General features: G+C 43.2%; 22 protein-coding genes and 1 riboswitch. Of the genes, 19 read left to right on the forward strand and 3 right to left on the reverse strand.

The window, feature by feature from the left end; translation table 11 throughout:
- Positions 1 to 7 precede the first annotated feature (7 nt).
- The 8 genes from ACTQ1L_RS05745 to ACTQ1L_RS05780 all read left to right on the forward strand — a co-directional run bounded on the left by ACTQ1L_RS05745 (position 8) and on the right by ACTQ1L_RS05780 (position 6,827).
- Positions 8 to 1,102, forward strand: a complete 1,095-nt coding sequence (locus ACTQ1L_RS05745) for an ATPase, T2SS/T4P/T4SS family (RefSeq protein WP_441365916.1) — start codon at positions 8 to 10, stop codon at positions 1,100 to 1,102.
- Positions 1,099 to 2,484 carry a hypothetical protein gene (locus ACTQ1L_RS05750; protein ID WP_321111935.1) on the forward strand — a complete coding sequence of 462 codons (1,386 nt, stop codon included), beginning with the start codon at positions 1,099 to 1,101 and terminating at the stop codon, positions 2,482 to 2,484. The genes ACTQ1L_RS05745 and ACTQ1L_RS05750 overlap by 4 nt, the downstream gene beginning before the upstream one ends.
- Before the next feature lie 10 nt (positions 2,485 to 2,494).
- Positions 2,495 to 2,869, forward strand: coding sequence for a hypothetical protein (locus ACTQ1L_RS05755; RefSeq protein ID WP_321111934.1), 375 nt, complete (start codon positions 2,495 to 2,497; stop codon positions 2,867 to 2,869).
- 253 nt (positions 2,870 to 3,122) lie between these two features.
- Complete coding sequence (locus tag ACTQ1L_RS05760) at positions 3,123 to 3,269, forward strand: hypothetical protein (protein WP_321111933.1); 147 nt, start codon at positions 3,123 to 3,125, stop codon at positions 3,267 to 3,269.
- A 28-nt stretch (positions 3,270 to 3,297) separates the two neighbouring features.
- Complete coding sequence (locus ACTQ1L_RS05765) at positions 3,298 to 3,744, forward strand: hypothetical protein (protein WP_441365917.1); 447 nt, start codon at positions 3,298 to 3,300, stop codon at positions 3,742 to 3,744.
- Between the two features lie 16 nt (positions 3,745 to 3,760).
- The gene (locus ACTQ1L_RS05770) at positions 3,761 to 4,156 is read left to right on the forward strand and encodes a hypothetical protein (RefSeq protein WP_321111931.1); all 396 of its coding nucleotides are present in this window, start codon (positions 3,761 to 3,763) and stop codon (positions 4,154 to 4,156) included.
- A gap of 3 nt (positions 4,157 to 4,159) precedes the next feature.
- Positions 4,160 to 5,062 carry a hypothetical protein gene (locus ACTQ1L_RS05775; RefSeq protein WP_441365919.1) on the forward strand — a complete coding sequence of 301 codons (903 nt, stop codon included), beginning with the start codon at positions 4,160 to 4,162 and terminating at the stop codon, positions 5,060 to 5,062.
- Positions 5,063 to 5,540: 478 nt separating this feature from the next.
- Positions 5,541 to 6,827: an InlB B-repeat-containing protein gene (locus tag ACTQ1L_RS05780; protein ID WP_441365921.1), complete on the forward strand. Its 1,287-nt coding sequence runs from the start codon at positions 5,541 to 5,543 to the stop codon at positions 6,825 to 6,827.
- Here the strand turns inward: ACTQ1L_RS05780 and ACTQ1L_RS05785 are convergent.
- Together ACTQ1L_RS05785 and guaB are read right to left on the reverse strand one after the other, a co-directional pair.
- Positions 6,793 to 8,070 (reverse strand): HlyC/CorC family transporter, encoded by a 1,278-nt coding sequence (locus ACTQ1L_RS05785; RefSeq protein WP_441365923.1) that lies wholly within the window; start codon positions 8,068 to 8,070, stop codon positions 6,793 to 6,795. The genes ACTQ1L_RS05780 and ACTQ1L_RS05785 overlap by 35 nt on opposite strands.
- 35 nt (positions 8,071 to 8,105) lie before the next feature.
- Positions 8,106 to 9,563 (reverse strand): IMP dehydrogenase, encoded by a 1,458-nt coding sequence (gene guaB, locus ACTQ1L_RS05790; protein ID WP_441365925.1) that lies wholly within the window; start codon positions 9,561 to 9,563, stop codon positions 8,106 to 8,108.
- 283 nt (positions 9,564 to 9,846) lie between these two features.
- On the opposite strand from guaB, the gene hisA reads away from it, so the two are divergent.
- The 5 genes from hisA (at position 9,847) to ltrA (ending at position 15,778) form a co-directional block, all read left to right on the forward strand.
- The gene (hisA, locus tag ACTQ1L_RS05795; protein ID WP_441365926.1) at positions 9,847 to 10,632 is read left to right on the forward strand and encodes a phosphoribosylformimino-5-aminoimidazole carboxamide ribotide isomerase; all 786 of its coding nucleotides are present in this window, start codon (positions 9,847 to 9,849) and stop codon (positions 10,630 to 10,632) included.
- A 1-nt stretch (position 10,633) separates the two neighbouring features.
- Positions 10,634 to 11,965, forward strand: a complete 1,332-nt coding sequence (glnA, locus tag ACTQ1L_RS05800) for a type I glutamate--ammonia ligase (protein WP_441365928.1) — start codon at positions 10,634 to 10,636, stop codon at positions 11,963 to 11,965.
- 15 nt (positions 11,966 to 11,980) lie between these two features.
- The gene (locus ACTQ1L_RS05805) at positions 11,981 to 12,532 is read left to right on the forward strand and encodes an ANTAR domain-containing response regulator (protein WP_055062059.1); all 552 of its coding nucleotides are present in this window, start codon (positions 11,981 to 11,983) and stop codon (positions 12,530 to 12,532) included.
- A gap of 154 nt (positions 12,533 to 12,686) precedes the next feature.
- On the forward strand, positions 12,687 to 13,901 hold the full coding sequence (locus ACTQ1L_RS05810) for an LL-diaminopimelate aminotransferase (protein WP_441365930.1): 1,215 nt from the start codon (positions 12,687 to 12,689) through the stop codon (positions 13,899 to 13,901).
- 503 nt (positions 13,902 to 14,404) lie between these two features.
- Positions 14,405 to 15,778, forward strand: coding sequence for a group II intron reverse transcriptase/maturase (gene ltrA, locus ACTQ1L_RS05815; protein ID WP_441365931.1), 1,374 nt, complete (start codon positions 14,405 to 14,407; stop codon positions 15,776 to 15,778).
- Positions 15,779 to 15,938: 160 nt separating this feature from the next.
- Here the strand turns inward: ltrA and typA are convergent, their stop codons facing one another.
- On the reverse strand, positions 15,939 to 17,771 hold the full coding sequence (typA, locus tag ACTQ1L_RS05820) for a translational GTPase TypA (RefSeq protein WP_441365933.1): 1,833 nt from the start codon (positions 17,769 to 17,771) through the stop codon (positions 15,939 to 15,941).
- A gap of 210 nt (positions 17,772 to 17,981) precedes the next feature.
- On the opposite strand from typA, the gene ACTQ1L_RS05825 reads away from it, so the two are divergent.
- The 6 genes from ACTQ1L_RS05825 (at position 17,982) to thiE (ending at position 23,522) form a co-directional block, all read left to right on the forward strand.
- The gene (locus ACTQ1L_RS05825; protein WP_321112093.1) at positions 17,982 to 18,602 is read left to right on the forward strand and encodes a single-stranded DNA-binding protein; all 621 of its coding nucleotides are present in this window, start codon (positions 17,982 to 17,984) and stop codon (positions 18,600 to 18,602) included.
- Between the two features lie 183 nt (positions 18,603 to 18,785).
- Positions 18,786 to 19,265: a cob(I)yrinic acid a,c-diamide adenosyltransferase gene (locus ACTQ1L_RS05830; protein ID WP_321112095.1), complete on the forward strand. Its 480-nt coding sequence runs from the start codon at positions 18,786 to 18,788 to the stop codon at positions 19,263 to 19,265.
- Between the two features lie 101 nt (positions 19,266 to 19,366).
- Positions 19,367 to 19,539, forward strand: a riboswitch (Lysine riboswitch).
- 126 nt (positions 19,540 to 19,665) lie between these two features.
- A complete protein-coding gene (gene dapA / locus ACTQ1L_RS05835) occupies positions 19,666 to 20,556 on the forward strand; it encodes a 4-hydroxy-tetrahydrodipicolinate synthase (RefSeq protein ID WP_441365935.1) in 891 nt (296 codons plus the stop codon).
- 59 nt (positions 20,557 to 20,615) lie between these two features.
- The gene (gene dapB, locus ACTQ1L_RS05840) at positions 20,616 to 21,377 is read left to right on the forward strand and encodes a 4-hydroxy-tetrahydrodipicolinate reductase (RefSeq protein WP_441365937.1); all 762 of its coding nucleotides are present in this window, start codon (positions 20,616 to 20,618) and stop codon (positions 21,375 to 21,377) included.
- A gap of 463 nt (positions 21,378 to 21,840) precedes the next feature.
- Positions 21,841 to 22,788, forward strand: coding sequence for a hydroxyethylthiazole kinase (locus ACTQ1L_RS05845; RefSeq protein WP_441365939.1), 948 nt, complete (start codon positions 21,841 to 21,843; stop codon positions 22,786 to 22,788).
- Positions 22,789 to 22,871: 83 nt separating this feature from the next.
- Positions 22,872 to 23,522, forward strand: a complete 651-nt coding sequence (gene thiE / locus ACTQ1L_RS05850; protein WP_441365941.1) for a thiamine phosphate synthase — start codon at positions 22,872 to 22,874, stop codon at positions 23,520 to 23,522.
- Positions 23,523 to 23,571 lie beyond the last annotated feature (49 nt).

Genomic DNA, 23,571 nt, shown 5'->3' on the forward strand with positions numbered 1-23,571 from the left:
TGTGCTTATGGAGCTTGGAAAAGAATATTTTGGGCCACTGTGGAGCTTTGTGGCCAGCGATGAGATAACGGATATAGATTACAACGGCAAAGAAATATGGCTTACCAATATCTTTAATGAGCGATTCAGAGCCAATCAGCAGTTTGTTACACAGTATATGACGCCTGCATTTGTGGAGCAGTTTACACAGCGCATTGCCAATGTTGTGAGCAGACAGTTCAACAAGCGAAATCCGGAGCTTGAGGCCGAGACAAGCGAGCTTAGGGTAACGATACTTCATGAGTCGGTTGCAAAATCCGGCAGAAGCATAAGTATCAGAAAGACACCGCCGCTTATCAGACTTACAGCAGAATCTGCGATTGCGGAGAAGTTCTGTTCGGAGGAGCTTTTAGCTGTTTTGATTAACTGTGTCAGGACCAAGATGAATATCACCTTTTGTGGCATGCCGGGCATTGGAAAGACGGAGTGTGTGAAGTTTTTTTCTCAGTTTATTCCGGCAAATGAGCGTGTTATTACGATTGAGGATACGCTCGAGATACGCTATGCTGAGACAAATCCGGGCAAGGACTGCATAGAGATGAAGGTGAGTGAGGATGTATTTGGCTATTCTGAGGCTATCAAGTCATGTCTTAGAATGAATCCGAAGTGGATTATGCTATCGGAGGCTCGCTCAAAGGAGGTAAAATATCTGCTGCAGAGCTGGAGTACCGGTGTGCGTGGCATGACGACACTTCACACAGATGATGTGCGCAATATCCCGGACAGGATTCTCAATATGCTTGAAAGCCGTGTGGATGCTGAGAGAATGGAAAACGATATTTATCAGGCGCTTGATGTTGGGATATTGATACGTAAGAGGAGAAACGATGAGGGCGTTGTGTACAGATATATAGATCAGGTGTGTTTTTTCTACAGGGAAAATTGTATGAATCATGTTTTTATGCTTGTGTCGGATGGCAAGATAGTGGATCATGATATTCCAAAGGTCATACTGCGCAGATTCCTTAGAGAAGGTGTGGATAATCCGTTCAGTGAGGTTTTTGTCAATGAGATAAGGATGAATGAGGCTCTGTCAAAGGAAGCAAAGGAGGAGGCAGGATGAATTATATATTGATTGTGTTTCTCACATATGTTTTGCATCTGCTGCTTAAGCTGAACTGGATAAGTACGGCGGTAGTGCTTGTTTTTCTGATGATTACACAGTATTTTCATCGTAGGAAAAACACCGGCTTTAAAGCAGAGAGACAACGGTTTTTAGATGTTTCCCTGTATATTGACACACTGTTATATTCATTTCTGAAAGAGAAAAAGATTATACGTGCTTTTGAGGATGTTAAGAGTACTCTTGAGCCCGGAACGATGAGAGATGTTGTGAGTAAGGCAATTGAACACATGATGCTTACCTTTGACGAGACGCAGGTGTTTGTTGATGCAATGAAGATAATAGAGGATGAATACAAATGCAATCGTATAGTTAGTGTTCATGAGTTTATGGCGCATGCTGAATATTATGGAGGGGATATAGAAGAGTCAGCAAAGATTCTGCTTGAGGATAAGAGTGCGTGGGAGCGCAGAGTACTGCGCAATATTGAGGAACGTCAGAGGATGTTTAAGCAGATTATTTTGTCGGTTGTAATGTCCGTTATTATAAGTGGAATTATATTGTATCTGCCGATTTTAAACATGGATATCAGCAGCAATATCATTGTACAGATTCTTGCTGTTGTGCTTGTGATAATGGATGACATGATTATACTTTGGGGGCAGAAATTCCTGGAAACAGATTATCTGAGCATAGATTTGTTGCCGGATGATGAAAAGCATGCAAAGAAGCTTGAGGAGTATAGGAAATATAATCCGGCTAAGGAATTTAAGACATCTCTTTTAATGGCTGTTATTCCCGCAATAATTACAGGATATCTGTTATATAAAGGCAGGAGCTGGCCGGCTGTGGTGGCAATGGGCATAACACTTGTCATGTTAAATCAGCACCGTATAGGACACAGGCTCATGAAGAAAAATCTTATAGCGGAGGTAAAGAGTGCATTTCCCAAATGGCTTATGGACCTTGCATTGCTGATTCAGAGTGAAAATGTGCAGGTGGCAATTCAAAAGTCCAGAGAGCACGTTCCTGTTATTTTAAAGGATGAGGTGGAGCTGCTTGTGAACAGACTTGAGGTTGAGCCGGAAAGCTCAAGTCCATACCACCGTTTTCTTGACTGCCTCAAGCTTCCTGAGATAAATGCAGCGATGGGCATGCTGTATGCAGTTTCTATAGGAAACAGCGGAAGCTGTGGCAGTCAGATAGACGAGCTTATTACAAAAAATCTCGAGCTGCTTGATGTTTCAGATACTGCCAGATTAAAGGATAAGACTGCAGGAATGTACCTTTTGTTTCTTGCTCCGGTAATTACGGCGTCATTTAAGCTTATAGTGGATATGGCGGTTTTTCTGCTCAGCTTTCTGGCATACAAGGTGGGTTAGGAGGAGATTTATGAGTCAGATAATGAAAGCCTTTTTTGGGATTTTTTTGATAATGTTTATGACGGTTACATCATCTGGTATCTTGTCGGGGTTTATGACTGTTGTGGAGGCACAAAATCTTCATGCACAGATTATAAATGAACTGGAGGACAGTGATTTTAACAGAGAAGTTGCAAAGGGGTGTTTTAAGAATGCGTCAGATGTGGATGATACATTGGAGCTTACATTTTATATGCTTGACAATACCACAAAAACTGTGGCCGATGCTTCGCAGATACCTGATTCAAATCAGATAACAAAGGCGAGGGTTGAGCTGAAATTTGACTATATTGTCGCATTTTTCGGGATCAGGCAGAAGCATGTACTGAGTGGATATGCACTGTAGGAGTATTAGGAGTGTATCAAAACGGCTTTTGACAAAATACAGATGAATGGAGGAGGAAAAACCGATGGAACTGATAGTAGAAGAGTTCGGAGGAAGCATTATCATGCTTCTTGTTGGTGGAGGTGTTATAAGTACGCTTACATATATTGCGACACTGGTATAGGGAGATTAAGTATTATTTATCAGGTAGTTTAGTGTACATTTAAGCTGCATTAGATAAAAAAAGATAAAAAGATTTAAGGAGTGATATGAAATGAAGGAATTGTTCAGACAGTATGGCGGCATGCTGATTGCAGCAGCGGCGACAAGTACATTTATTGTGTTGATCGGAAGTATTCTTCTGGCGCAGGGAGGTATGCTTTCAAAGGTGATAGAGCTTTGGGGGAACAGTCCAATATAAGAGACATTTTATTATAGGGAGATTTTGAATGAAAGAAATAATGCAGACATATGGAGCTATGATAATTGCTGCTTTGATTGGAATAATTCTTTTATCCTCTTTTTCTATGGTGAAGAGGCATATTGGAGAGGCATTTGCTGTACAGGAGGTTTTGGCTGATGATATGGCAAACAGCAGCTATGATAAGTACAAAAATGTTGCTCTTCCGAAGCTCAGTTTACGTGATGATTTTTTTAATGCTTTAACTTCGTACAAAATAAGTGACCTATTGTATCCGACTTCAAATGCACAGAATCTGGCAGATATGCAGGCATTTGAAGTGTTTGACATGAACGGAGAGGTCAGTAACGCATGTATGTCAGAGGATGGAAGGGTATTAAAGTTTACTGAAAGTGGAATCTATACATTATACGTTAAGGTGACCTGCACAAACAAGATGACAGACTATTTAAAAGTCAGTATACCTGTCAATTAGGAGTGGAGGTGATAGATTGAAAAATACTGTGCTTGGCATAATAGGGTGTCTTATAGCAGTGTATACTGCAATGCTTTCGCTTAGTGTATACAACGTCTGCGTCAGGAGAAATCAGATGGAAAAAACGCTGTCATCTGTGCTTCAATGTGCTATGGAGAGCTATTATGAGCCCAATATGTATATTGTGGATAAGGAAACTGTTGACAATTATGAGGTAAAAAAAGCAATTATATCCGATTTGGAGGAACGTTTTACTGCAGATGGAGAGGTGGATGCTATGGTATATGTTTGTGATATGCAAAAGGGCATTATCTCAGCGGGGGTTGAGGAGGAATTTAATCTTCCGATAGGTATTACAAAGAAAATAAGCTGTAAAAAAATAATTCTGGCTGATCAGCCGATGGAGGAATAAAGCATGAAAATATTTAAGAATAAGAAAGTCGTAATAATCACAGCCACTGTACTTGTGGTTTTAGCTGTAGGAATTACAACGGCAATCTCTGTTGACAAAGGAACAACACGCTCAGGCAAGAAGGTAAAAACAGCAAAGATATCTTCGGAAATGAATGATGCTTCATCTGAAAGCGTATATGTGACAGAGCAGACAGAAGCAGGTGAACCGGTTGCTGCTGAAATGACTGATAGCAGTGAAAATGGAACTGAAGAGCCTCAAAATGTCTCAAGTGACCCTGCTGTCGCAGATGGACAGAATATTTCGGCAGACCAGGCTGCTACAGGAGGACAGAGCGCATCAGCTGCCGGGAATGCTGCAGGCAGTAAGAGTAATTCTGACAGCAAAACCGGAAAAACGCAATCTGCAGGTGGTAAGTCAAATTCAACAGACCAGTCACAGAAGCAGCCATCGCAGCAACCGGCACAGCAGCCCGCACAACAACCGGCACAGCAACCGGCGCAACAGCCTGCATCTCAGGTGCAGGAGCAGCCTAAACCACAAAAGGAACAGGTGCAGGCAGGGTGGCTGTACTATGGCAGCAAGGCAGGAAATGGAATGACAGGTGAGCAGAAGGCATATCTGGATTCGGTGATGAAGCAGTGGACAAATGGGGAATTATCTGACTCGGATGTTGAAGATATATTGCTACAGAAGATTGCTAATGAATGGGGACTGCCAGCTATGTCAGCAGGAGTTGATGGTAACCATAGATATATTTCCAAGTCTTTGAGTGAAGTGCCTAATGGTAATTGGATACTAGAGCAATTTAGCGGTATCTATGATTTTGAGGCAATATATACAAAGGGGGAATATGATGAATATGGGAATCTTATATATTATAGCTGGAGTGCAGGAATACTTTAGAAGGAAAATTTGGTTTAAAGAACAATATTTAATCATAGTTAAAATACTATTAGCTATAATAGTTTTCATGATTTGTTTATTTGGAAGCATGAATGGTGAGAGGGTGTATGTAAATGCAGATGAATGGAATAATCCGGTAGAGTATTATAATAAATATGGGAATAATGCGGTATTTAAAGCTGATGGTAAAACAAAAGGGGAAATTTATTTTTGCTCAGTTGGGAATACGTCTAATTCTGGCACAAAATATAAAACTTTAGGATACAAAATGAGTGTAAAGGATGAGAATGGAAATATTCTTCAAAATGTAAATTACAAATTTGGAGGATGCCAACTGAGATTTGTCAGTATGAAAAAGACTGTTGGACAAGAGTACAGGCTTTATTCAATAAGTTTATATAATATGAAAAAAAGCCTAAACTCTCAGACCTTTAAAAAATTTGATTCCGGCAAATGCACAATAACCTTAGATGCCTGTATGACACTCAAAGTAAATGGTGTTGACAAAGGTGGCATGAATGATAATGGTCAAACGTGGGGTAAGGTCTATGACACATATACCGGTATAGCGAATGCAGCAGGCTGGAGCAACAGTGCACTGAGCTCGTTGCATTCCTATTACGGTAAAACCGTAAGCGGATTGTTTCACCGTATAGAGGTCGAAAAATCAACAGGAATATCCGGTGTGTCGGGCGGTGGAAATTATTGTTATGGCACATTGGCCAAAATATCGGCAACTATTCAGAATGGATACTCGTTTCAAAATTGGAATAATGATGGCAATATGAACACCTCCACGTATTCATTCTGGGTAAATTCATCGGGGAAATATACTGCGTATGCACAGGCTCAGAGTGTTGAGGTGAAATTCTGGAAAAATGCCGGAGAGGATGGCAATGATTGTAAGACAATGACATATGTGTATGGAGGGGTAAATCAGTCATTTCCGACAGTGGATTGGAAACGAAAGGGCTATCATATGACTGGCTGGGCAAATATTCCTGATGCAGTTAATGCAGGGTATGAACAGGGATATGGCATTTCTGATAGCTGGATAATGGCAAGCATGCCTTCAAAGGATATATACGCTGTTTGGAATGAGAATCAGTACACAATTGAGTATGACACGGGTATCTCGGTAAAGGTGAAGTATTCGGATACTGTCAGACTTCCGGAACAGCATATGTGTATAGGCTGGCTGCCGGGCGAAAAATATCCTGATGTGAGATATTTGCCGGGAGAAGAGATAAAGGTTGCACAGCTTTGTGAATTGATGGGAATCGATTATGCTGACAATGCCGTGATACCGTTATACGCACTTTGGGAGCATGAACCTACGATACAGGCGAAGGATATGTTCTTTTCTGTTAAACAGGCGCATGATGGAATGATAACTGAAAATTTAATAGGCAGCATGATATCTGCCACAGATGTGGAGGATAGTGATATTGCATTTGGAAATAATCAGACAAACTATCTGATACTCAGAAATTTTGATGATAAACGTATCAAAGAGGTTGTTGATAAAGCTGTGATGGATATATTAATTGAGGCAAAGGATAGTTATGGTAATGTGACTCAAAAGACAATAACACTTACATTTAAAGATACGACAATTAAAGACAGCACAGAAAGCTTTGGCAAGATTCGCTTCATAAGCGAAAAGTATTATGGCAAGAATAAAGCAGGAGGTCTCATGGAGAACTCCCGCTGGTTAAACGATCCTGAATTTAATTCTCTTCTTCGGCAGGCTTTGGCAATTTGATATAGACCTTTTCGATTCGGTTTTTATCAACAGCCTCTATGCGGAGAAGGATATTGTCATCAGTGATGATTATTTCATTTTTTTCAGGCAGGTGGTCAAGCTTTTCAAGGCAGTAGCCACCGATTGTGTCATAGTCGTCTGATTCGAGGTGCAGACCAAGCTCATCGCTTACATCCTCGAGATTTGCAGAGCCAAGAACTATGTATTCGTAGTCATTTATTCTTGTGATATCATCCTGTTCGTCAGAGTCGTATTCATCACGAATCTCACCGACTATCTCCTCTAAGAGATCCTCAAGTGTGATGAGTCCGGCTGTGACACCATATTCATCTAAGACAATGGCAAGCGATATAGATGATTCGCGCATCTCGAGAAACAGATTCGCTGTATTCTTGTGCTCATATGTAAAGTAAGGCTCACGCATGATATTTCTGATGGAAAAATGCTCTTTATCCTCATCCTTAAGGAGCAGCAGATCCTTCATATTTACGATACCGATTACGTTGTCCGTGCTTTCGTCATACACAGGGAGTCTGGTGAATTTATCCTCTCTGAATAAGGAAATCAAATCATCATAAGTAGAATCAACATGGACAAACGTCATATCAATACGCGGAACCATGACCTCCTTGGCCTCGGCATCTCCAAAATCGAATACATTGTGAATCATATCACGCTCTTCATCCTCGATGATACCGTCCTCCTGTCCTACATCAACGATTGTACGAAGCTCCTCCTCGGTCATGACGCGCTTGGCATCGCTTTGTCTTATTCCAAAGAGGAAAATGACTCCGAGTGAAAGCTTGTTGATGATAAATATTACAGGTGTCAGCACTACCATGAGCACTGATATAAAGCCTGCGATTGAGAGTGAAATCTTGTCAGCATTTATGGTCGCAAGTGTCTTCGGAGAGACCTCTCCGAAGATCAGTATGAGGAATGTAAGTATTCCGGTTGCGACACCTGCTCCGACGCTGCCAAACAGCTTGATGGCAAGCGAGGTGGTGAGCGATGATGCTGAAAGATTTACGATGTTGTTGCCGATAAGGATGGCGGAGAGCATCTTTGGAGAGTTCTCAGTCACCTTGAGCACCTTTTTGGCTTTTGTGTTGCCAGCCTCAGCCAGGGTTCTCATACGTATTTTGTTTACGGTAGTAAGAGCGGTCTCCGAAGATGAAAAAAATGCGGAGAGTGCTAATAGTATTAATAAGAATATAATCTGCGATATGTCGTCAGCGTCCAAATATTTTACCTCGTGTTATGAATTAATAAATGTGTTTATTTATCGTCTGTGCTGTAGTTAGGAGCCTCTTTTGTGATATGGATATCATGAGGGTGGCTCTCCTTGAGAGAAGCAGCAGTAATCTTGACAAACTGTCCGTTCTCCTTAAGTTCTTCGATTGTCTTGCAACCGCAGTAGCCCATTCCTGAGCGGATACCACCAACAAGCTGGAATACTGTATCCTCAAGAGTTCCCTTGTAAGCTACACGACCCTCAACTCCTTCAGGAACGAGCTTCTTAGCGCCCTCCTGGAAGTAACGGTCCTTGCTTCCGTTTTCCATGGCAGCGATAGAACCCATGCCACGATATACCTTGTATTTTCTTCCCTGATAAAGCTCGAAAGTTCCCGGAGCCTCATCACAGCCTGCGAACATTGAGCCCATCATACATACGTTGGCACCGGCTGCGAGAGCCTTTGTCATATCACCTGAGTACTTGATACCACCATCTGCGATAACAGGAACTCCATACTCCTTAGCAACCTTGTAACAGTCCATGATAGCTGTAATCTGTGGGACACCGATACCGGCAACGACACGTGTGGTACAGATAGAACCAGGTCCGATACCAACCTTTACAGCATCTGCACCGGCCTCGATAAGAGCCTTGGCAGCAGCACCGGTTGCGATATTTCCGGCGATTATCTGAAGATCCGGATAAGCAGCCTTAATCTTCTTAACAGCCTCAAGTATATTCTTTGAATGTCCGTGAGCTGAGTCAACAACGATGACATCAACATGAGACTTAACAAGAGCATCAACACGCTCCATCATGTTGCCTGTGATACCTACTCCGGCACCGCAGAGGAGACGACCCTGATCATCCTTTGCTGAAAGAGGATACTTAATCTGCTTCTCGATATCCTTTATAGTGATAAGTCCCTTGAGGTTGTAGTCCTTGTCTACGATAGGGAGCTTTTCCTTTCTTGCCTTTGCAAGAATCTTCTTTGCTTCATCGAGGGTGATGCCCTCAGGAGCTGTAATGAGATTCTCAGAAGTCATAGACTCTGAAATCTTCTTTGTGAAATCTGTTTCAAACTTCAGATCACGGTTTGTGATGATGCCTACGAGCTTGCCGTCCTTTGTGATTGGCACACCTGATATCTTGAACTTGGCCATCAGGTTGTCTGCATCCTGCAATGTATGGTCTGGAGAAAGATAGAACGGATCGGTAATAACGCCGTTTTCAGAACGCTTTACCTTATCGACTTCGTCTGCCTGTGCCTCAATAGACATATTTTTGTGGATGATTCCGATACCACCCTGTCTGGCCATTGCGATAGCCATTTTTGATTCTGTGACTGTATCCATTGCAGCACTCATCATAGGAATATTAAGGACAATCTTCTTAGTAAGATGTGTCTGAAGCTCAATCATATTTGGTGTTACTTCAGAATATTGTGGAACTAAGAGAACGTCATCAAATGTAATTCCTTCGCCGATAATAGTACCCATTTTTAAATTCCTCTCTTTCTTATGTTATTATACTGGTATACTTTATATACTAATGTAATTTGTATGATGATAGCAAATTAAAGAGTGGGTGTCAAGCAGTTATAAGCCCGATATGAAATTATTATATTATTTATTAGTAAAACTAATGTAAGTCTTTTGCAAATAAAGTGAAAATTATGTTATATTTTATATTAAGTGGCTTTAAGGCAATGTTTGCATGTCACACTAAGGTGTGGACAGTAACGATTTTTGGGCCACAATAAACTAAACCAGGGAGAAAAATATGGAATTTCGACCATGCATCGACATTCACAATGGAAAAGTAAAGCAGATTGTCGGTGGTTCATTAAAAGACAGGGGCGATTTTGCCAATGAGAACTTCGTCTCAGAGCAGGACAGCCGGTTTTATGCAGATATGTATAGGAAATCCGGCATAAAAGGCGGTCATATCATTCTGCTCAATTCTGTGGACAGCGAGTATTATGAGGCTACAAAGGAACAGGCTGTTATGGCGCTTAAAGCGTATCCGCAGGGCTTACAGGTAGGCGGCGGCATCACCGCAGACAATGCGATGGAGTTTATAGATGCCGGTGCCGCAGCAGTTATAGTGACATCCTACGTATTTAAAGACGGCAGGATAAACTATAAAAATCTAAACAGGCTTAAAGACACTGTGGGCAGTGACAGGCTGGTGCTTGATTTGTCATGCCGAAAAAAGGACGGACAGTATTATATAGTAACTGACCGCTGGCAGAAATTCACGGATGAGGCCGTGACCACTGAGCTTTTGGATAAGCTATCTTCATACTGCTACGAGTTTCTGGTACATGCAGTGGATGTTGAGGGCAGGGTAAACGGCATTGAAAAGGAGCTTGTCGCCATGCTTGGCAGCTGGGGAAGGATACCAGTCACATATGCAGGCGGTGTGTCATCCTTTGACGATTTAAAATGCATCAGGCAGCTTGGACAGAACCATCTGAATGTGACAATAGGCAGTGCTCTTGATTTGTTTGGCGGTGCGATGGAGTACGATAAGGTTATAGCTTTTTGCAATAATAAGGAGATTTAAAATGGCAAAATACAGTAAGAATGATATTATCCGCATAGTGGATGAGGAGGATATTGAGTTTATCCGTTTACAGTTTACGGATATCTTTGGAACATTAAAAAATGTAGCAATTACAGCCAGCCAGCTTGAGAAAGCACTCGACAACAGGTGCATGTTCGACGGCTCGTCAATAGAGGGCTTTGTGAGGATAGAGGAGTCAGATATGTATCTGCACCCGGATCTTGACACTTTTATGATTTTTCCATGGAGACCACAGCAGGGCAAGGTCGCACGAATCATCTGTGATGTCTATATGGCAGATGGTACACCGTTTGAGGGAGATCCGCGCTATATATTAAAGAAACAGATTGAAAAGGCAAAGCAGATGGGATATATATTTAATGTAGGTCCGGAGTGTGAGTTTTTCCTTTTCCACCTGGACGAGAATGGACAGCCTACCACCATCTCGCATGAGAGAGCAGGGTACTTTGATTTAGGTCCAAATGACTTGGGAGAAAATGCCAGAAGAGACATGGTTCTAACTCTTGAGGATATGGATTTTGAGATAGAAGCATCACACCATGAGGTGGCACCTGCACAGCATGAGATTGATTTCAAGTATGAGGAGGCACTTCATACAGCCGACAATATCATGACCTTCAAGCTTGCTATAAAGACAATCGCAAAGCGGCACGGACTTTTTGCCAGCTTCATGCCAAAGCCAAAGCATGGTGTGAGCGGCTCGGGAATGCACATCAACATGTCACTCTCAAAGGACGGTGTCAATATATTTGACAATGAGGAGGATAAGCTTGGACTCAGCGAGGAGGCATACTACTTCATAGGCGGTATCATGAAGCATATGAAGGGCATGACGGTCATCACCAATCCGATTGTCAATTCATATAAGCGCTTTGTGCCGGGATATGAGGCACCGATTTACATTACCTGGTCAGCTACAAACAGAAGTCCGCTTATCAGAATCCCTGCAGCAAGAGGCGAGGGAAGGAGAGTGGAGCTTAGAAATCCTGACCCTTCAGCAAATCCATATCTGGTGCTGGCGCTGTGTTTGGCAGCAGGACTTGACGGCATAAAGAATAAGATACAGCCGGATGCAGAGCTTCGTGAGAATGTATTTGAGCTCACAGAACAGGATAAAAAGAGACTCGGAATTGAATCACTTCCTGCTGATTTACACGAGGCGGTTGAGTGCCTTAAGTCAGATGACTTTATCCGCGAGATACTCGGAGAGCACATCTACAACAAGTATATAGAGGCAAAAGAGGCAGAGTGGAACGATTACAGAACTGCGGTTACCAAATGGGAAATAGATGAATATCTGTACAAATTTTAAAGGATGTAACGAACCGTGAATAATATTGTTATAGCATTTCCTAAAAAGGAAGTAGCCAATTCAATCAAAAAAATATTAGCGCAGAGCGGTTATACAGTCACGGCGGTTGCAAATACAGGAGCTTCAGCACTTTCGAGCATGAACGGACTGAATATGGGAATCATCATATGCGGCTACAGATTTTCAGACATGATGTACAGTGAGATATACGAGTATATGCCTAAGGAGTTTCAGATGCTTCTCATAGCGTCGGCAGCGGGTATCATGGAAAAGAATGTGGATAATCTGATGTCATTATCCATGCCACTCAAAGTGCATGAGCTTTTGCAGACTGTCGAGATGATGGATTACACGATAACGCGCCGCAGGAAAAAGCTCAGGCAAAGGCCTAAGGTACGTTCAAAGGAGGATCAGGAGATGCTAAGCAGTGCAAAGGCTGTACTGATGGAACGAAATGGATTTTCAGAGGAGGAAGCACACCGGTATATCCAGAAGCGAAGCATGGATAACGGCACCGGTCTTGTGGAAACAGCACAGATGATACTAAGCCTTATGACTGATGTGTAGGGCTGTTGATGTCAAAGGTTTGAACAGCTATGAAAAAATATAATTGCAGGCAGCATAATATTTTATGAAAGAAATAATGATAAAAAATATATTTACACTTGCATGGTAAAGTGATAAATTAGACTTATTGTAAAGTAACAAAGGAGAGATAAACATGTTTCAGATTAATGATAACTTTCAGAAATTACCGGGAAGCTACCTTTTCAGCACAATAGCTAAAAAGGTTGCAGCTTATCAGGAGGCAAATCCGGATAAAGAGATAATAAGGCTTGGAATCGGCGATGTAACACAGCCGCTTGCACCTGCTATCATCGATGCACTGCACAAGGCAGTTGATGAGATGGGAAATGCAGCTACATTCCACGGATACGCACCTGACCTCGGATATGAGTTCCTCAGAAAAGCAATTTCAGACAACGACTACAAGGCAAGAGGATGCGATATCTCAGCAGATGAGATTTTTGTTTCAGACGGAGCAAAGAGTGATTCAGCCAACATCCAGGAGCTTTTCTCAGCAAACAGCCGCATAGCTGTTACAGATCCTGTTTACCCTGTATATGTTGATTCCAATGTCATGGCAGGAAGAACAGGCACATATGATGCTCAGACAGAGACCTGGAGCAATGTAATCTATATGCCTTCAACAGCAGATAACGGCTTCGTTCCGGAGCTTCCAAAGGAAGTACCGAATATGATTTATCTGTGTCTGCCAAACAACCCAACAGGAACAACTCTCAAAAAGGAGCAGTTACAGGTATGGGTTGATTATGCAAACAAGAATGGTTCAGTCATCATCTTTGATGCAGCCTACGAGGCATATATCAGCGAAGCAGATGTGCCACATTCAATCTATGAGTGTAACGGTGCAAAGACATGTGCCATCGAGCTTAGAAGCTTCTCAAAGAACGCCGGCTTTACAGGCGTGCGTCTTGGCTTCACAGTAGTACCTAAGGAGCTTAAGTGTGGTGATGTATCACTTCATGCTATGTGGGCACGCCGTCACGGAACCAAGTTCAACGGTGCACCATACATCGTGCAGAGAGCAGGCGAGGCAGTTTACTCAGATGCCGGAAAAGCACAGCTTAAGGATCAGGTAGCATACTACATGAACAATGCAAAGACAATAAAGACAGGTCTTGCAGAGGCAGGCTTTACAGTATACGGCGGAGTAAATGCACCATACATCTGGCTCAAGACACCGGATCAGATGACATCATGGGAGTTCTTCGATTACCTGCTTGAGAATGCCAACGTGGTAGGTACACCTGGCTCAGGCTTTGGACCAAGCGGAGAGGGCTACTTCAGACTGACTGCTTTCGGAAACTATGAGAACACAGTAAAGGCACTTGAGAGAATCAAGGCACTGTAAAAATAAATCGCGTCAAATAAAAATACCGTCAGGGAGATGTTCCCTGACGGTATTTTTTGTCTTGTGCGCCTAGCGGTGCACGTTTCTAACGGGTTAAAGTCCCGAATCCGCCCGGTAGTGGGAAGGATATAGCCGAAAGCAATGGTGTCCATCGTGAGATGGAATCTGAAGGAAGCTGGATGTGAGGAATATACTAACTCACGGGCAAATCTCTGGTCTGACGAACAGAAATCTCATATGAGGTCATGCATGTGGGTAAGGCAGCAAGCCATGTTGAAGCCCGATAACTACACGGAATCATGCATGATAAATGAGGCAGATGGATGGAGAGGAAGAAACGTGTGGTACCTAGGGAGGTCTGTGCGGTATGCCTTGAAAGAGGTAACCATTGCATAAAGCAATGCTGAACGCACAGAAGTCAGCAGAGGTCATAGTAGCCGAGAGGTGAAGGACCGAATCAGTAGGAGTCTTGAGTATGACCGAGAAAGGAGGAATGACCGTCTATGGCAGAAAACATTGAAAACAATGGCTGTTCGCAAAGAGATAATGCGGAACATGAAGGGTATGTGAAAGCGTCTAGGTCATTCAATCGGATATGGAAAGAAAGAGACAGTGCACAGCCGAGACTTTTGGAAACGATACTGTATAAAGACAACTTTAACAGAGCGTATAAGAGAGTTAAGGCAAACAAAGGAGCGCCGGGAATTGATGGCATGACCATTGAAGAGGCTCTTCCATATCTAAAGGAACATCAACAAGAGATAACTGACCGCATTTATCGTGGAAAGTATACTCCGTCTCCAGTAAGACGAGTTGAAATTCCCAAACCAGATGGTGGTGTGCGAAAGCTTGGCATACCAACAGTGATAGACCGTACACTTCAACAGGCAATAACCCAACAGTTAGTGCCAATCTATGAACCGCTGTTTGCAGATGGTAGCTATGGCTATCGTCCGAACAGAAGTGCAAAAGATGCAATACTTAAGGTTAAGGAGTATGCAGAACAAGGCTATACATTCGCTGTAGTCCTTGACTTGTCAAAGTACTTCGATACTCTTAATCACGAAATTCTCATCAATCTTCTCCGAAAGAATGTAAAAGATGAACGTGTAGTACAGTTGATAAAGCGCTATCTGAAAAGCGGTGTAATGGAAAACGGAGTGGTAATTGACACAGAGGAAGGCTCACCACAAGGTGGAAATCTATCACCATTGCTGGCAAACATCTACCTCAATGAGTTCGACCAGGAATACCTGAAAAGAGGTGTTCCATGCATAAGATATGCAGATGACATCGTGCTTCTTGCAAAGAGCAAGCGAGCATCAGAGAGACTCTTGGAAAGCAGTACAAAATATCTTGAGGAGAGGCTGAAACTTACAGTCAACCGAGAAAAGAGCCGTACAGTCAGCGTGTTTGCAATCCGAAATTTTAAATTCCTTGGCTTTGCATTGGGAAGGAACGGAAAAGGCATATATGTCCGAGTTCATCCGAAGTCATGGAAGAAGTTTAAGTCCAGACTGAAGGAGTTATCTTCCCGTAAGCGATGTCAGTCAATCAAGCCAAGCCTTGGGAAAATCAAAGTATATGCAAGAGGATGGCTTAACTACTACGGAATTGCAAGCATGAATAACAACATAGATGACATCAACGGATGGCTCTATCACAGAATACGCATGTGCATATGGAAACAGTGGAAGAAACCAAGGACGAGGGTACGTAACCTTATCAAGATGGGAGTACCCAAAGACTTGGCAATGCAAGCGGGTAATACCCGACGGGGACATTGGTTCGCAACGCATACAGTTGCAGTAAACATGGCAATGACAAAAGAAAGACTGATAAACAGCGGCTTTTATGATTTAGCCACAGCCTATTAGTCAGTGCACGTCAACTATTGAAAGCGCCGTATACCGAACGGTACGTACGGTGCTGTGAGAGGACGGCGGTTAGCCACCGCCTCCTACTCGATTGAAATTTACTTAAAGTGTAATTACTGTATACTTTTCAGCAACAAAAACTTTATGTGAAAAGCATGATTTAGTTCTTCTTGAAACCGGCTCTCTTACGAAGAGTAGGGTCAAGAATCTTCTTTCTGATTCGAAGGCTCTCAGGTGTTACCTCAAGAAGCTCATCTGTATCAATAAAGTCGATAGCCTGCTCAAGGCTTAATACTCTAGGTGGTACGAGTGTGAGTGCCTCATCTGCTGATGAAGAACGTGTATTTGTAAGATGCTTCTTCTTACATACGTTGAGCTCGATGTCCTCGGCCTTTGAACACTGTCCGATAACCATTCCTGAGTAAACCTTAGCGCCCGGTCCGATAAAGAGTGTTCCTCTCTCCTGTGCAGAGAAGAGTCCGTATGTTACAGCCTCACCTGACTCAAAGGCAATGAGTGAACCTGTTGCACGGTATGCAATCTCACCCTTGTATGGCTCGTAGCCGTCAAACATGGTGTTTAAGATTCCGTTACCCTTTGTATCGGTCATGAACTCACCACGGTATCCGATAAGTCCACGTGCAGGGATATGGAATTCAAGTCTGGTGTAGCCTCCGGCGATAGAACCCATATTTCTAAGCTCACCCTTGCGCTGCTGAAGCTTTGAGATGACAGCTCCTGTAAACTCGTCAGGCACATCGATGTAAGCAAGCTCCATTGGCTCAAGCTTCTTGCCATTCTCATCATACTTGTAGAGCACCTCTGCCTTACTTACAGCAAACTCATAGCCCTCACGGCGCATGTTCTCGATAAGTACTGAAAGGTGAAGCTCTCCACGTCCGGAAACCTTGAAGGAATCAGGTGAGTCAGTATCCTCGACACGCAGTGAAACATCTGTGTTGAGCTCGCGAAGGAGTCTGTCACGGATGTGACGGCTAGTGACAAATTTACCTTCCTGTCCTGCAAGAGGGCTGTTGTTTACGATGAAGTTCATAGAGATTGTAGGCTCTGAAATCTTCTGGAAAGGAATAGCCTCCGGTGCTTCCGGTGAGCAGATTGTATCTCCTATGTGGATATCTGCGATACCTGAGATTGCTACAATCGAACCGATGTTAGCCTCGACTACATCTACCTTGTTGAGTCCGTCAAACTCGTAAAGTTTGCTGATACGGACCTTCTCAAGCTTGTCAGGGTCGTGGTGGTTTACAACGACAGCCTCCTGATTTACCTTGATTTTACCGTTATCCACTTTACCGATTCCGATACGTCCTACATACTCGTTGTAGTCGATTGTACTGATAAGAATCTGTGTGTTGGCATCCGGATCACCTGTTGGAGCAGGGATGTAGTTTACGATAGTCTCGAAGAGAGGAGTCATATCCTTTCTCTCGTCGTTTAAGTCCTTCATGGCATAGCCGTCTCTGGCTGATGCAAAAACGAATGGGCAGTCAAGCTGCTCCTCAGAAGCATCGAGATCCATGAAGAGCTCTAATACTTCATCGATGACCTCATTAGGACGTGCCTCCGGACGGTCAATCTTGTTGACGCAGACAATGATAGGCAGCTTGAGTGCAAGAGCCTTCATAACTACGAACTTGGTCTGTGGCATAACACCCTCGAAGGCATCAACCACGAGGATAACTCCGTTTACCATCTTAAGAACACGCTCTACCTCACCGCCGAAGTCAGCATGACCCGGAGTGTCGATGATGTTGATTTTGATGTCCTTATACTGAATAGCTGTGTTTTTGGAGAGGATTGTGATACCTCTTTCACGCTCGATGTCGTTTGAATCCATTACTCGATCCTGAACTTCCTGATTGTCACGGAACACACCGCTTTGCTTGAGAAGCTCATCTACAAGTGTTGTTTTACCATGATCAACGTGGGCAATAATTGCTATATTACGAATATCGTCTCTTGTTGTTTTCATATTTTCCTTCTTTCTTTAATAAATAAAGCTAAGTTTGCAACTAACTTATTCTATCATAATTTTTCCAATGTGCAAGTTTTCATTGAAAGATTTTAAAAAATTAAGTGAAATGTTATTGGATTTGTCGACATTATTTGAGAAAATATACTTTGTGGAAATGTTAAAAATAGCTGGAAAAACATTTTACAAAAGGAAGGGAGACAAAAATTCATGGCAGATAAAATGTTTGAAAACAACCAGGTATCAATAATTGGAGAAATCGTTTCGGATTTTCAGTTTAGTCACGAGGTGTATGGTGAGGGCTTCTATATGATGGAAGTTTCGGTCAGGAGACTTTCTGACTTCGTGGACTATATTCCGGTAATGGTGTCAGAGAGACTTATCAATGTGGAGGGTGACTACATAGGCAAAAGCGTTTACATAGGAGGTCAGTTCCGTTCATTCAACAGGCATGAGGAAAAGAAGAACAGGCTGGTACTTTCTGTCTTTGCAAGAGAGCTTGAGATATTGGACAGTGATTATGATGAGGATGCAGCCAATCAGATTTTCCTTGACGGCTATATCTGCAAGGAGGCCATATACAGGAAAACACCGCTTGGACGAGAAATTGCAGACCTGCTTGTGGCAGTGAACCGCTCATATGGCAAGTCAGACTATATTCCATGTATCTGCTGGGGAAGGAATGCCAGATTTGCGTCGACCTTTGAGGTGGGCACACATGTGCAGATATGGGGCAGAATCCAGAGCAGAGACTATGTGAAAAAGATCAGTGAGACACAGGTGGAGCAGCGCACAGCGTATGAGGTTTCCGTGAGCAAGATTGATGCATAGTATTTTTAATGGACAGTAACTACTGATTTGTGATTTTACCGAAAATTTGCAATAAATGTCAGATTGTGGTATTTTACTAGATATTATTGGTTAATGCTTGTAATTGTTGACGTTTACATCAGGTGTAAACTGTAATGGTTATATATCAGGCAGAAAAGCTATGTGTATGGAGGCATGATTATTATGGAAAACGGTGCAGTACAGATTTATTATGGTGAGGGACATGGCAAGACAAATGTCGCTATCGGAAGTGCAATATGTGCTGCCTGCGAGGGTAAAGAGGCTGTCATAATTCAGTTTTTAAAAGGAAAAAATGAACAGGAGTTTTTGAGCAGACTGGAGCCGGAGGTTAAATTTTTTAATTTTTCAAGAGCCGGGATACTGTTTGAACAGCTCGACGAAGAAAGTAAACAGGAAGAAATCATGAATATCAAGAATGGTTTTAATTTTGCAAAAAAAGTTATTTCTACCGGGGCTGGCATGGTTGTTGTGCTGGATGAGATACTGGGGCTTTTGGATTTGCACCTGATCTCAAAGACTGAGATTTCAGATATGCTTGCTGCAAAGCCGTCAGATGTGACGGTGATTATGACAGGCAGAGTGCTTGATGACGGAATCCGGGGAATGGCTGATGAGATTTATAATATAACGCCGGAAAAATAGTAAGGAAATATTGACCGGCAAGTTGACAATGCCATAGCTTGGTGATATGATTAGTGCATATGTGAGGCAGTTATATCATCTGCTGTATATGAATAATTTAATTAACAGATAGAGGTCGCGCGACTTATGAGTAGCTTTCCGGATGCCGCAGGGGCAGTTGATGGGAGATGAAAGGAATAGCGCCGAAGGGATTTATCATCTGCGGATATATCTCTGGGCATATGGCGAACAGCCCTATGACTGTCATCAGATTTGATGGGGGGCTATCGTGATTCATGAAGAATTGGGACCGGCTCTAAGGAGCCGGTTTTTTAGCGCTTAGAGGCAGACAGCGACATACCTATACGTTAAGAGAATCAAATATCGAATAATAAAGAAAAAACAAAAAGGAGATAAAATCATGGCAATTTTCAAAGGAGCAGGAGTAGCAATTGTTACACCTATGTACGATAACGAGGAGATTAATTACGACAAGCTCGAGGAGCTTATCAATATGCAGATTGACAATGGTACAGATGCTATTATCATTGCAGGCACCACAGGCGAGAGCCCATGTCTGTCAATGGAGGAGCATGCAAAGGTTATAAAGGCAGCCGTAGAGTTTACAAAGCACCGTGTACCTGTAGTAGCAGGAACAGGTTCTAACTGCACAAAGACAGCTATACAGCTTTCAAAGGAGGCTGAGGAGTTTGGCGCAGACGGACTGCTTGTTGTCACACCATACTACAACAAGGCTACACAGGCCGGTCTTGTGAGCCACTACTCACAGATTGCAGACAGCACAAAGTGTCCTATCATCGTATACAACGTACCTGGACGTACAGGCTGCAACGTGCTTCCGGAGACTATGGCAGAGCTCTTTAAGACAAAGGAAAATATCGTGGGACTCAAGGAGGCTACAGGAAACCTGGCACAGGCTTCAAAGACAATGTACCTGACAGACGGAAAGCTTGATATGTACTCAGGCGAGGATGGTCTCGTAGTACCTCTTATGTCTATCGGAGCAATCGGAGTAATCTCAGTATGGAGCAATGTAGCCCCTGCAAAGGTACACAATATGTGCGACAGCTTCTTCAAGGGCGATTTACAGACAGCCTTAGAGCTTCAGAGAGAGGCTCTTCCACTTGTGGATGCACTCTTCTCAGAGGTAAATCCTATCCCTGTAAAGAAGGCTATGAACCTGATGGGTATGAATGTTGGACCTCTCAGAAGCCCTATGTGCGAGATGGGTGAGGATAATGCAAGGAAGCTTGCTGAAGTCATGAAGGCTTATGGCTTAAAGCTTGCCTAGTACAGCACTTAAAAACTGTACAGGCAGATAAAGGATACAACGAGAAAGGATACGATAAAATGACAAAGGTAATTATGAATGGCTGCAACGGCAAAATGGGACAGACTATCACAGAAATCTGTAAGGCTGATGCGGATATCGAGATTGTAGCCGGTATTGATTTATATGATGGAATAGACAATGACTATCCTGTTTTTTCGAGCATAGACAAATGTGATGTGGACGCTGATGTGGTCATAGATTTTTCCAATGCCAAGGCTGTTGATGGAGTGCTGGACTATTGTGTGGGCAAGCAGATTCCGGTTGTTTTATGCACAACAGGTCTTAGTGATGAGCAGCTTGCAAAGGTTGAGGAGTGCTACAAGAAGGTGGCAGTGCTCAAGTCTGCAAACATGTCACTTGGCATAAATACTCTTATGGCTCTTCTTAAAAAGGCTGCACAGGTTTTTGCACCGGCAGGATTCGACATGGAGATTGTCGAGAAGCATCACAATTTAAAGCTTGATGCACCTTCAGGTACTGCGCTTGCGCTTGCTGATTCCATCAACGAGGCTATGGACAACGAGTATCACTATGTTTACGACCGCAGCCAGCGCAGAGAGAAGCGTGATCCTAAGGAAATTGGTATTTCTGCTGTCAGAGGAGGAAGCATCGTCGGTGAGCACGAGGTACTTTTCTGTGGACAGGATGAGGTGATTGAGTTTAAGCATACTGCTTACTCTAAGGCTGTTTTTGCGAAGGGTGCTGTTGAGGCTGCCAAGTTCCTTAATGGAAAGGGTGCCGGTCACTACGATATGGCGGATGTTATTGCAGCTAAGTAGATTTAGGCTGTTTATCATTGTGGCGATAGGTCGGGCGTAAGCCCCGGGCACCGGGGTGCACACGCACTCTCCCGGGGCGCTACGCTACGTGGCTAAGATTCTGTACGAATATGAGTACACTTGCGGATTTTTCTTGATTTATTGGGGAGTGCGTATTATATTAAATATAATGACTATTCAGAACCACTGAGAACAAAAAAAGCTGATGCGTCATGCTTGCATGTAAGCAGCAGATTTTCTTGTTTTGGATAGTTACATTGTTATTGGATTTAATTTTAAAACACAACAGGGGAGCTGGTATTTAGCCGGCTGAGAGTAGACTGGTAGTGTCTTGACCCATAACCTGATTTGGATAATGCCAACGTAGGATAATATCGCACGATTTTTAGGCGGATATACTCATTGGTGGTATATCCGCTTTTTGAATGTGTGGGTGATTATGAATAGCCGTAAAGAGATACAGATGAATAATTTTATAGAAAAGCTTAAGTTACGCAGTCCTTTGATTCACAACATCACAAATATGGTTACTATCAATGATGTGGCCAATATTGAGCTGGCATGTGGGGCTAGGCCTATTATGGCTATGGCACCGCAGGAGATGGATGAGGTCACGGGTATCTGCGATGGGCTGAACCTGAATATAGGCACTCCTTCTGAGGAGCGCTTTGAGGCGATGCGCATTGCTGCGAGGATGGCAGTGAAAAAGAACATTCCTATTGTGCTTGATATGGTTGGTGTGGGCGTGAGCCGCTTCAGGATGGATTTTGTGATGAGCCTGCTTGACGAGGTGCATGTGGATGTGATTAAGGGTAATTTGTCTGAGGTCAAGGCTGTTATGGAGCATGGAAGGTGTGATGGCGGCGTGGAAGTGACCGATACGGCAGATGAGTCTGATGCAAAGGCGCTTGCGTGCAGAGCGGCCCTGCGATATAGCTGCATCTGTGTGATTACAGGTGAGACCGATTATGTGGCAGAATTATGTGATGAAGTCGATTGCTATGACAATAATGAAAGAAGTCTGATGAGTACTGATGCGATGGGTACCGGTGTGATGGATAATTGTGTAGTGAATGTTGTTGCGTCGGATGCTGACGGACACACGTATAATTACAGAGTAGGAAGCATCACAGGAGGTCATCCGATGATGAAGCGCGTAACAGGCACCGGATGTATGCTTTCAGGGCTCATTTGTGCGTTTGCTGCGGCTGCTTGCGATGATAAATACGGTGCAGTCATGGCAGCACTTAGCTGCATGAAGAGTGCAGGCGGGCTTGCTGCCTCTGATATGGCAGAGTGCGGCAGAGGGACAAACAGCTGTCATTTTATTAAGCCAGGAAATGCTTCATACAGGGACAGGCTGATTGATGCAGTATATCATATATGCGATGGTGATTATGAACTGATGTGAATATCGCTGTATGACAGACAATTGGTATGCAGGTCATGAGTCTTATATTTGGAAAACAACAGGATAAGAGGTGAAAGGTATATATGAACAAAACTGATTTAAAGCTCTACGCTATAACAGACAGGCAGTGGCTGCACGGAGCTAGGCTTTCTGAACATGTGAAGCTTGCGATAGAGGGCGGAGCCACGATGATTCAGATCCGCGACAAGGATATTCTGAGTACGGATTCTGATGCAGGGCTTAAGGATGAGTATAATGAGGCTCTTGAGATAAAGAGAATCTGTCATGAGCACAATGTGCCACTCATCATCAACGATAACGTGCAGTTTGCAATTGATATAGATGCCGATGGAGTACATCTGGGACAGGATGATATGAATCCGGCGGAGGCCAGGAAGCTTCTTGGAACTGACAAGATAATAGGAGTCACGGCAAAGACCGTGGAGCAGGCAAAGAGGGCAGAAGCTGATGGCGCGGACTATCTGGGAAGTGGAGCTGTGTTTGGCTCTACCACAAAGCTCAATGCAAAGCCTATGACAAAGGAGCTTCTGCGTGAAATCACGGCGGCTGTCGATATACCGGTTGTTGCAATCGGAGGCATAAATGCAGACAATGCGGTCACGCTAAAGGGCACTGGGATTGCAGGAATTGCAGTGGTAGGAGCGATATTTGCAAGCGAGGATATAAAGGCTGCAGCCAAGGAACTCGCAGAAATATGCGACAAAATTCTGTAATCACAGTATGACAAACTGCTATAACTACAGTAATTAAACAATATTTTGA

The organism is Agathobacter sp. LCP21S3_B2, assembly GCF_052118705.1.
GTDB lineage: Bacteria > Bacillota > Clostridia > Lachnospirales > Lachnospiraceae > Roseburia.

Coding starts and splice junctions, on each gene's coding strand:
- ACTQ1L_RS05745 (WP_441365916.1), top strand. CDS start 8: ATGGAGCTTGGAAAAGAATATTTTGGGCCACTGTGGAGCTTTGTGGCC.
- ACTQ1L_RS05750 (WP_321111935.1), top strand. CDS start 1,099: ATGAATTATATATTGATTGTGTTTCTCACATATGTTTTGCATCTGCTG.
- ACTQ1L_RS05755 (WP_321111934.1), top strand. CDS start 2,495: ATGAGTCAGATAATGAAAGCCTTTTTTGGGATTTTTTTGATAATGTTT.
- ACTQ1L_RS05760 (WP_321111933.1), top strand. CDS start 3,123: ATGAAGGAATTGTTCAGACAGTATGGCGGCATGCTGATTGCAGCAGCG.
- ACTQ1L_RS05765 (WP_441365917.1), top strand. CDS start 3,298: ATGAAAGAAATAATGCAGACATATGGAGCTATGATAATTGCTGCTTTG.
- ACTQ1L_RS05775 (WP_441365919.1), top strand. CDS start 4,160: ATGAAAATATTTAAGAATAAGAAAGTCGTAATAATCACAGCCACTGTA.
- ACTQ1L_RS05780 (WP_441365921.1), top strand. CDS start 5,541: ATGACACTCAAAGTAAATGGTGTTGACAAAGGTGGCATGAATGATAAT.
- guaB (WP_441365925.1), bottom strand. CDS start 9,563: ATGGGTACTATTATCGGCGAAGGAATTACATTTGATGACGTTCTCTTA.
- hisA (WP_441365926.1), top strand. CDS start 9,847: ATGGAATTTCGACCATGCATCGACATTCACAATGGAAAAGTAAAGCAG.
- glnA (WP_441365928.1), top strand. CDS start 10,634: ATGGCAAAATACAGTAAGAATGATATTATCCGCATAGTGGATGAGGAG.
- ACTQ1L_RS05810 (WP_441365930.1), top strand. CDS start 12,687: ATGTTTCAGATTAATGATAACTTTCAGAAATTACCGGGAAGCTACCTT.
- ltrA (WP_441365931.1), top strand. CDS start 14,405: ATGGCAGAAAACATTGAAAACAATGGCTGTTCGCAAAGAGATAATGCG.
- typA (WP_441365933.1), bottom strand. CDS start 17,771: ATGAAAACAACAAGAGACGATATTCGTAATATAGCAATTATTGCCCAC.
- ACTQ1L_RS05825 (WP_321112093.1), top strand. CDS start 17,982: ATGGCAGATAAAATGTTTGAAAACAACCAGGTATCAATAATTGGAGAA.
- ACTQ1L_RS05830 (WP_321112095.1), top strand. CDS start 18,786: ATGGAAAACGGTGCAGTACAGATTTATTATGGTGAGGGACATGGCAAG.
- dapA (WP_441365935.1), top strand. CDS start 19,666: ATGGCAATTTTCAAAGGAGCAGGAGTAGCAATTGTTACACCTATGTAC.
- dapB (WP_441365937.1), top strand. CDS start 20,616: ATGACAAAGGTAATTATGAATGGCTGCAACGGCAAAATGGGACAGACT.
- ACTQ1L_RS05845 (WP_441365939.1), top strand. CDS start 21,841: ATGAATAATTTTATAGAAAAGCTTAAGTTACGCAGTCCTTTGATTCAC.
- thiE (WP_441365941.1), top strand. CDS start 22,872: ATGAACAAAACTGATTTAAAGCTCTACGCTATAACAGACAGGCAGTGG.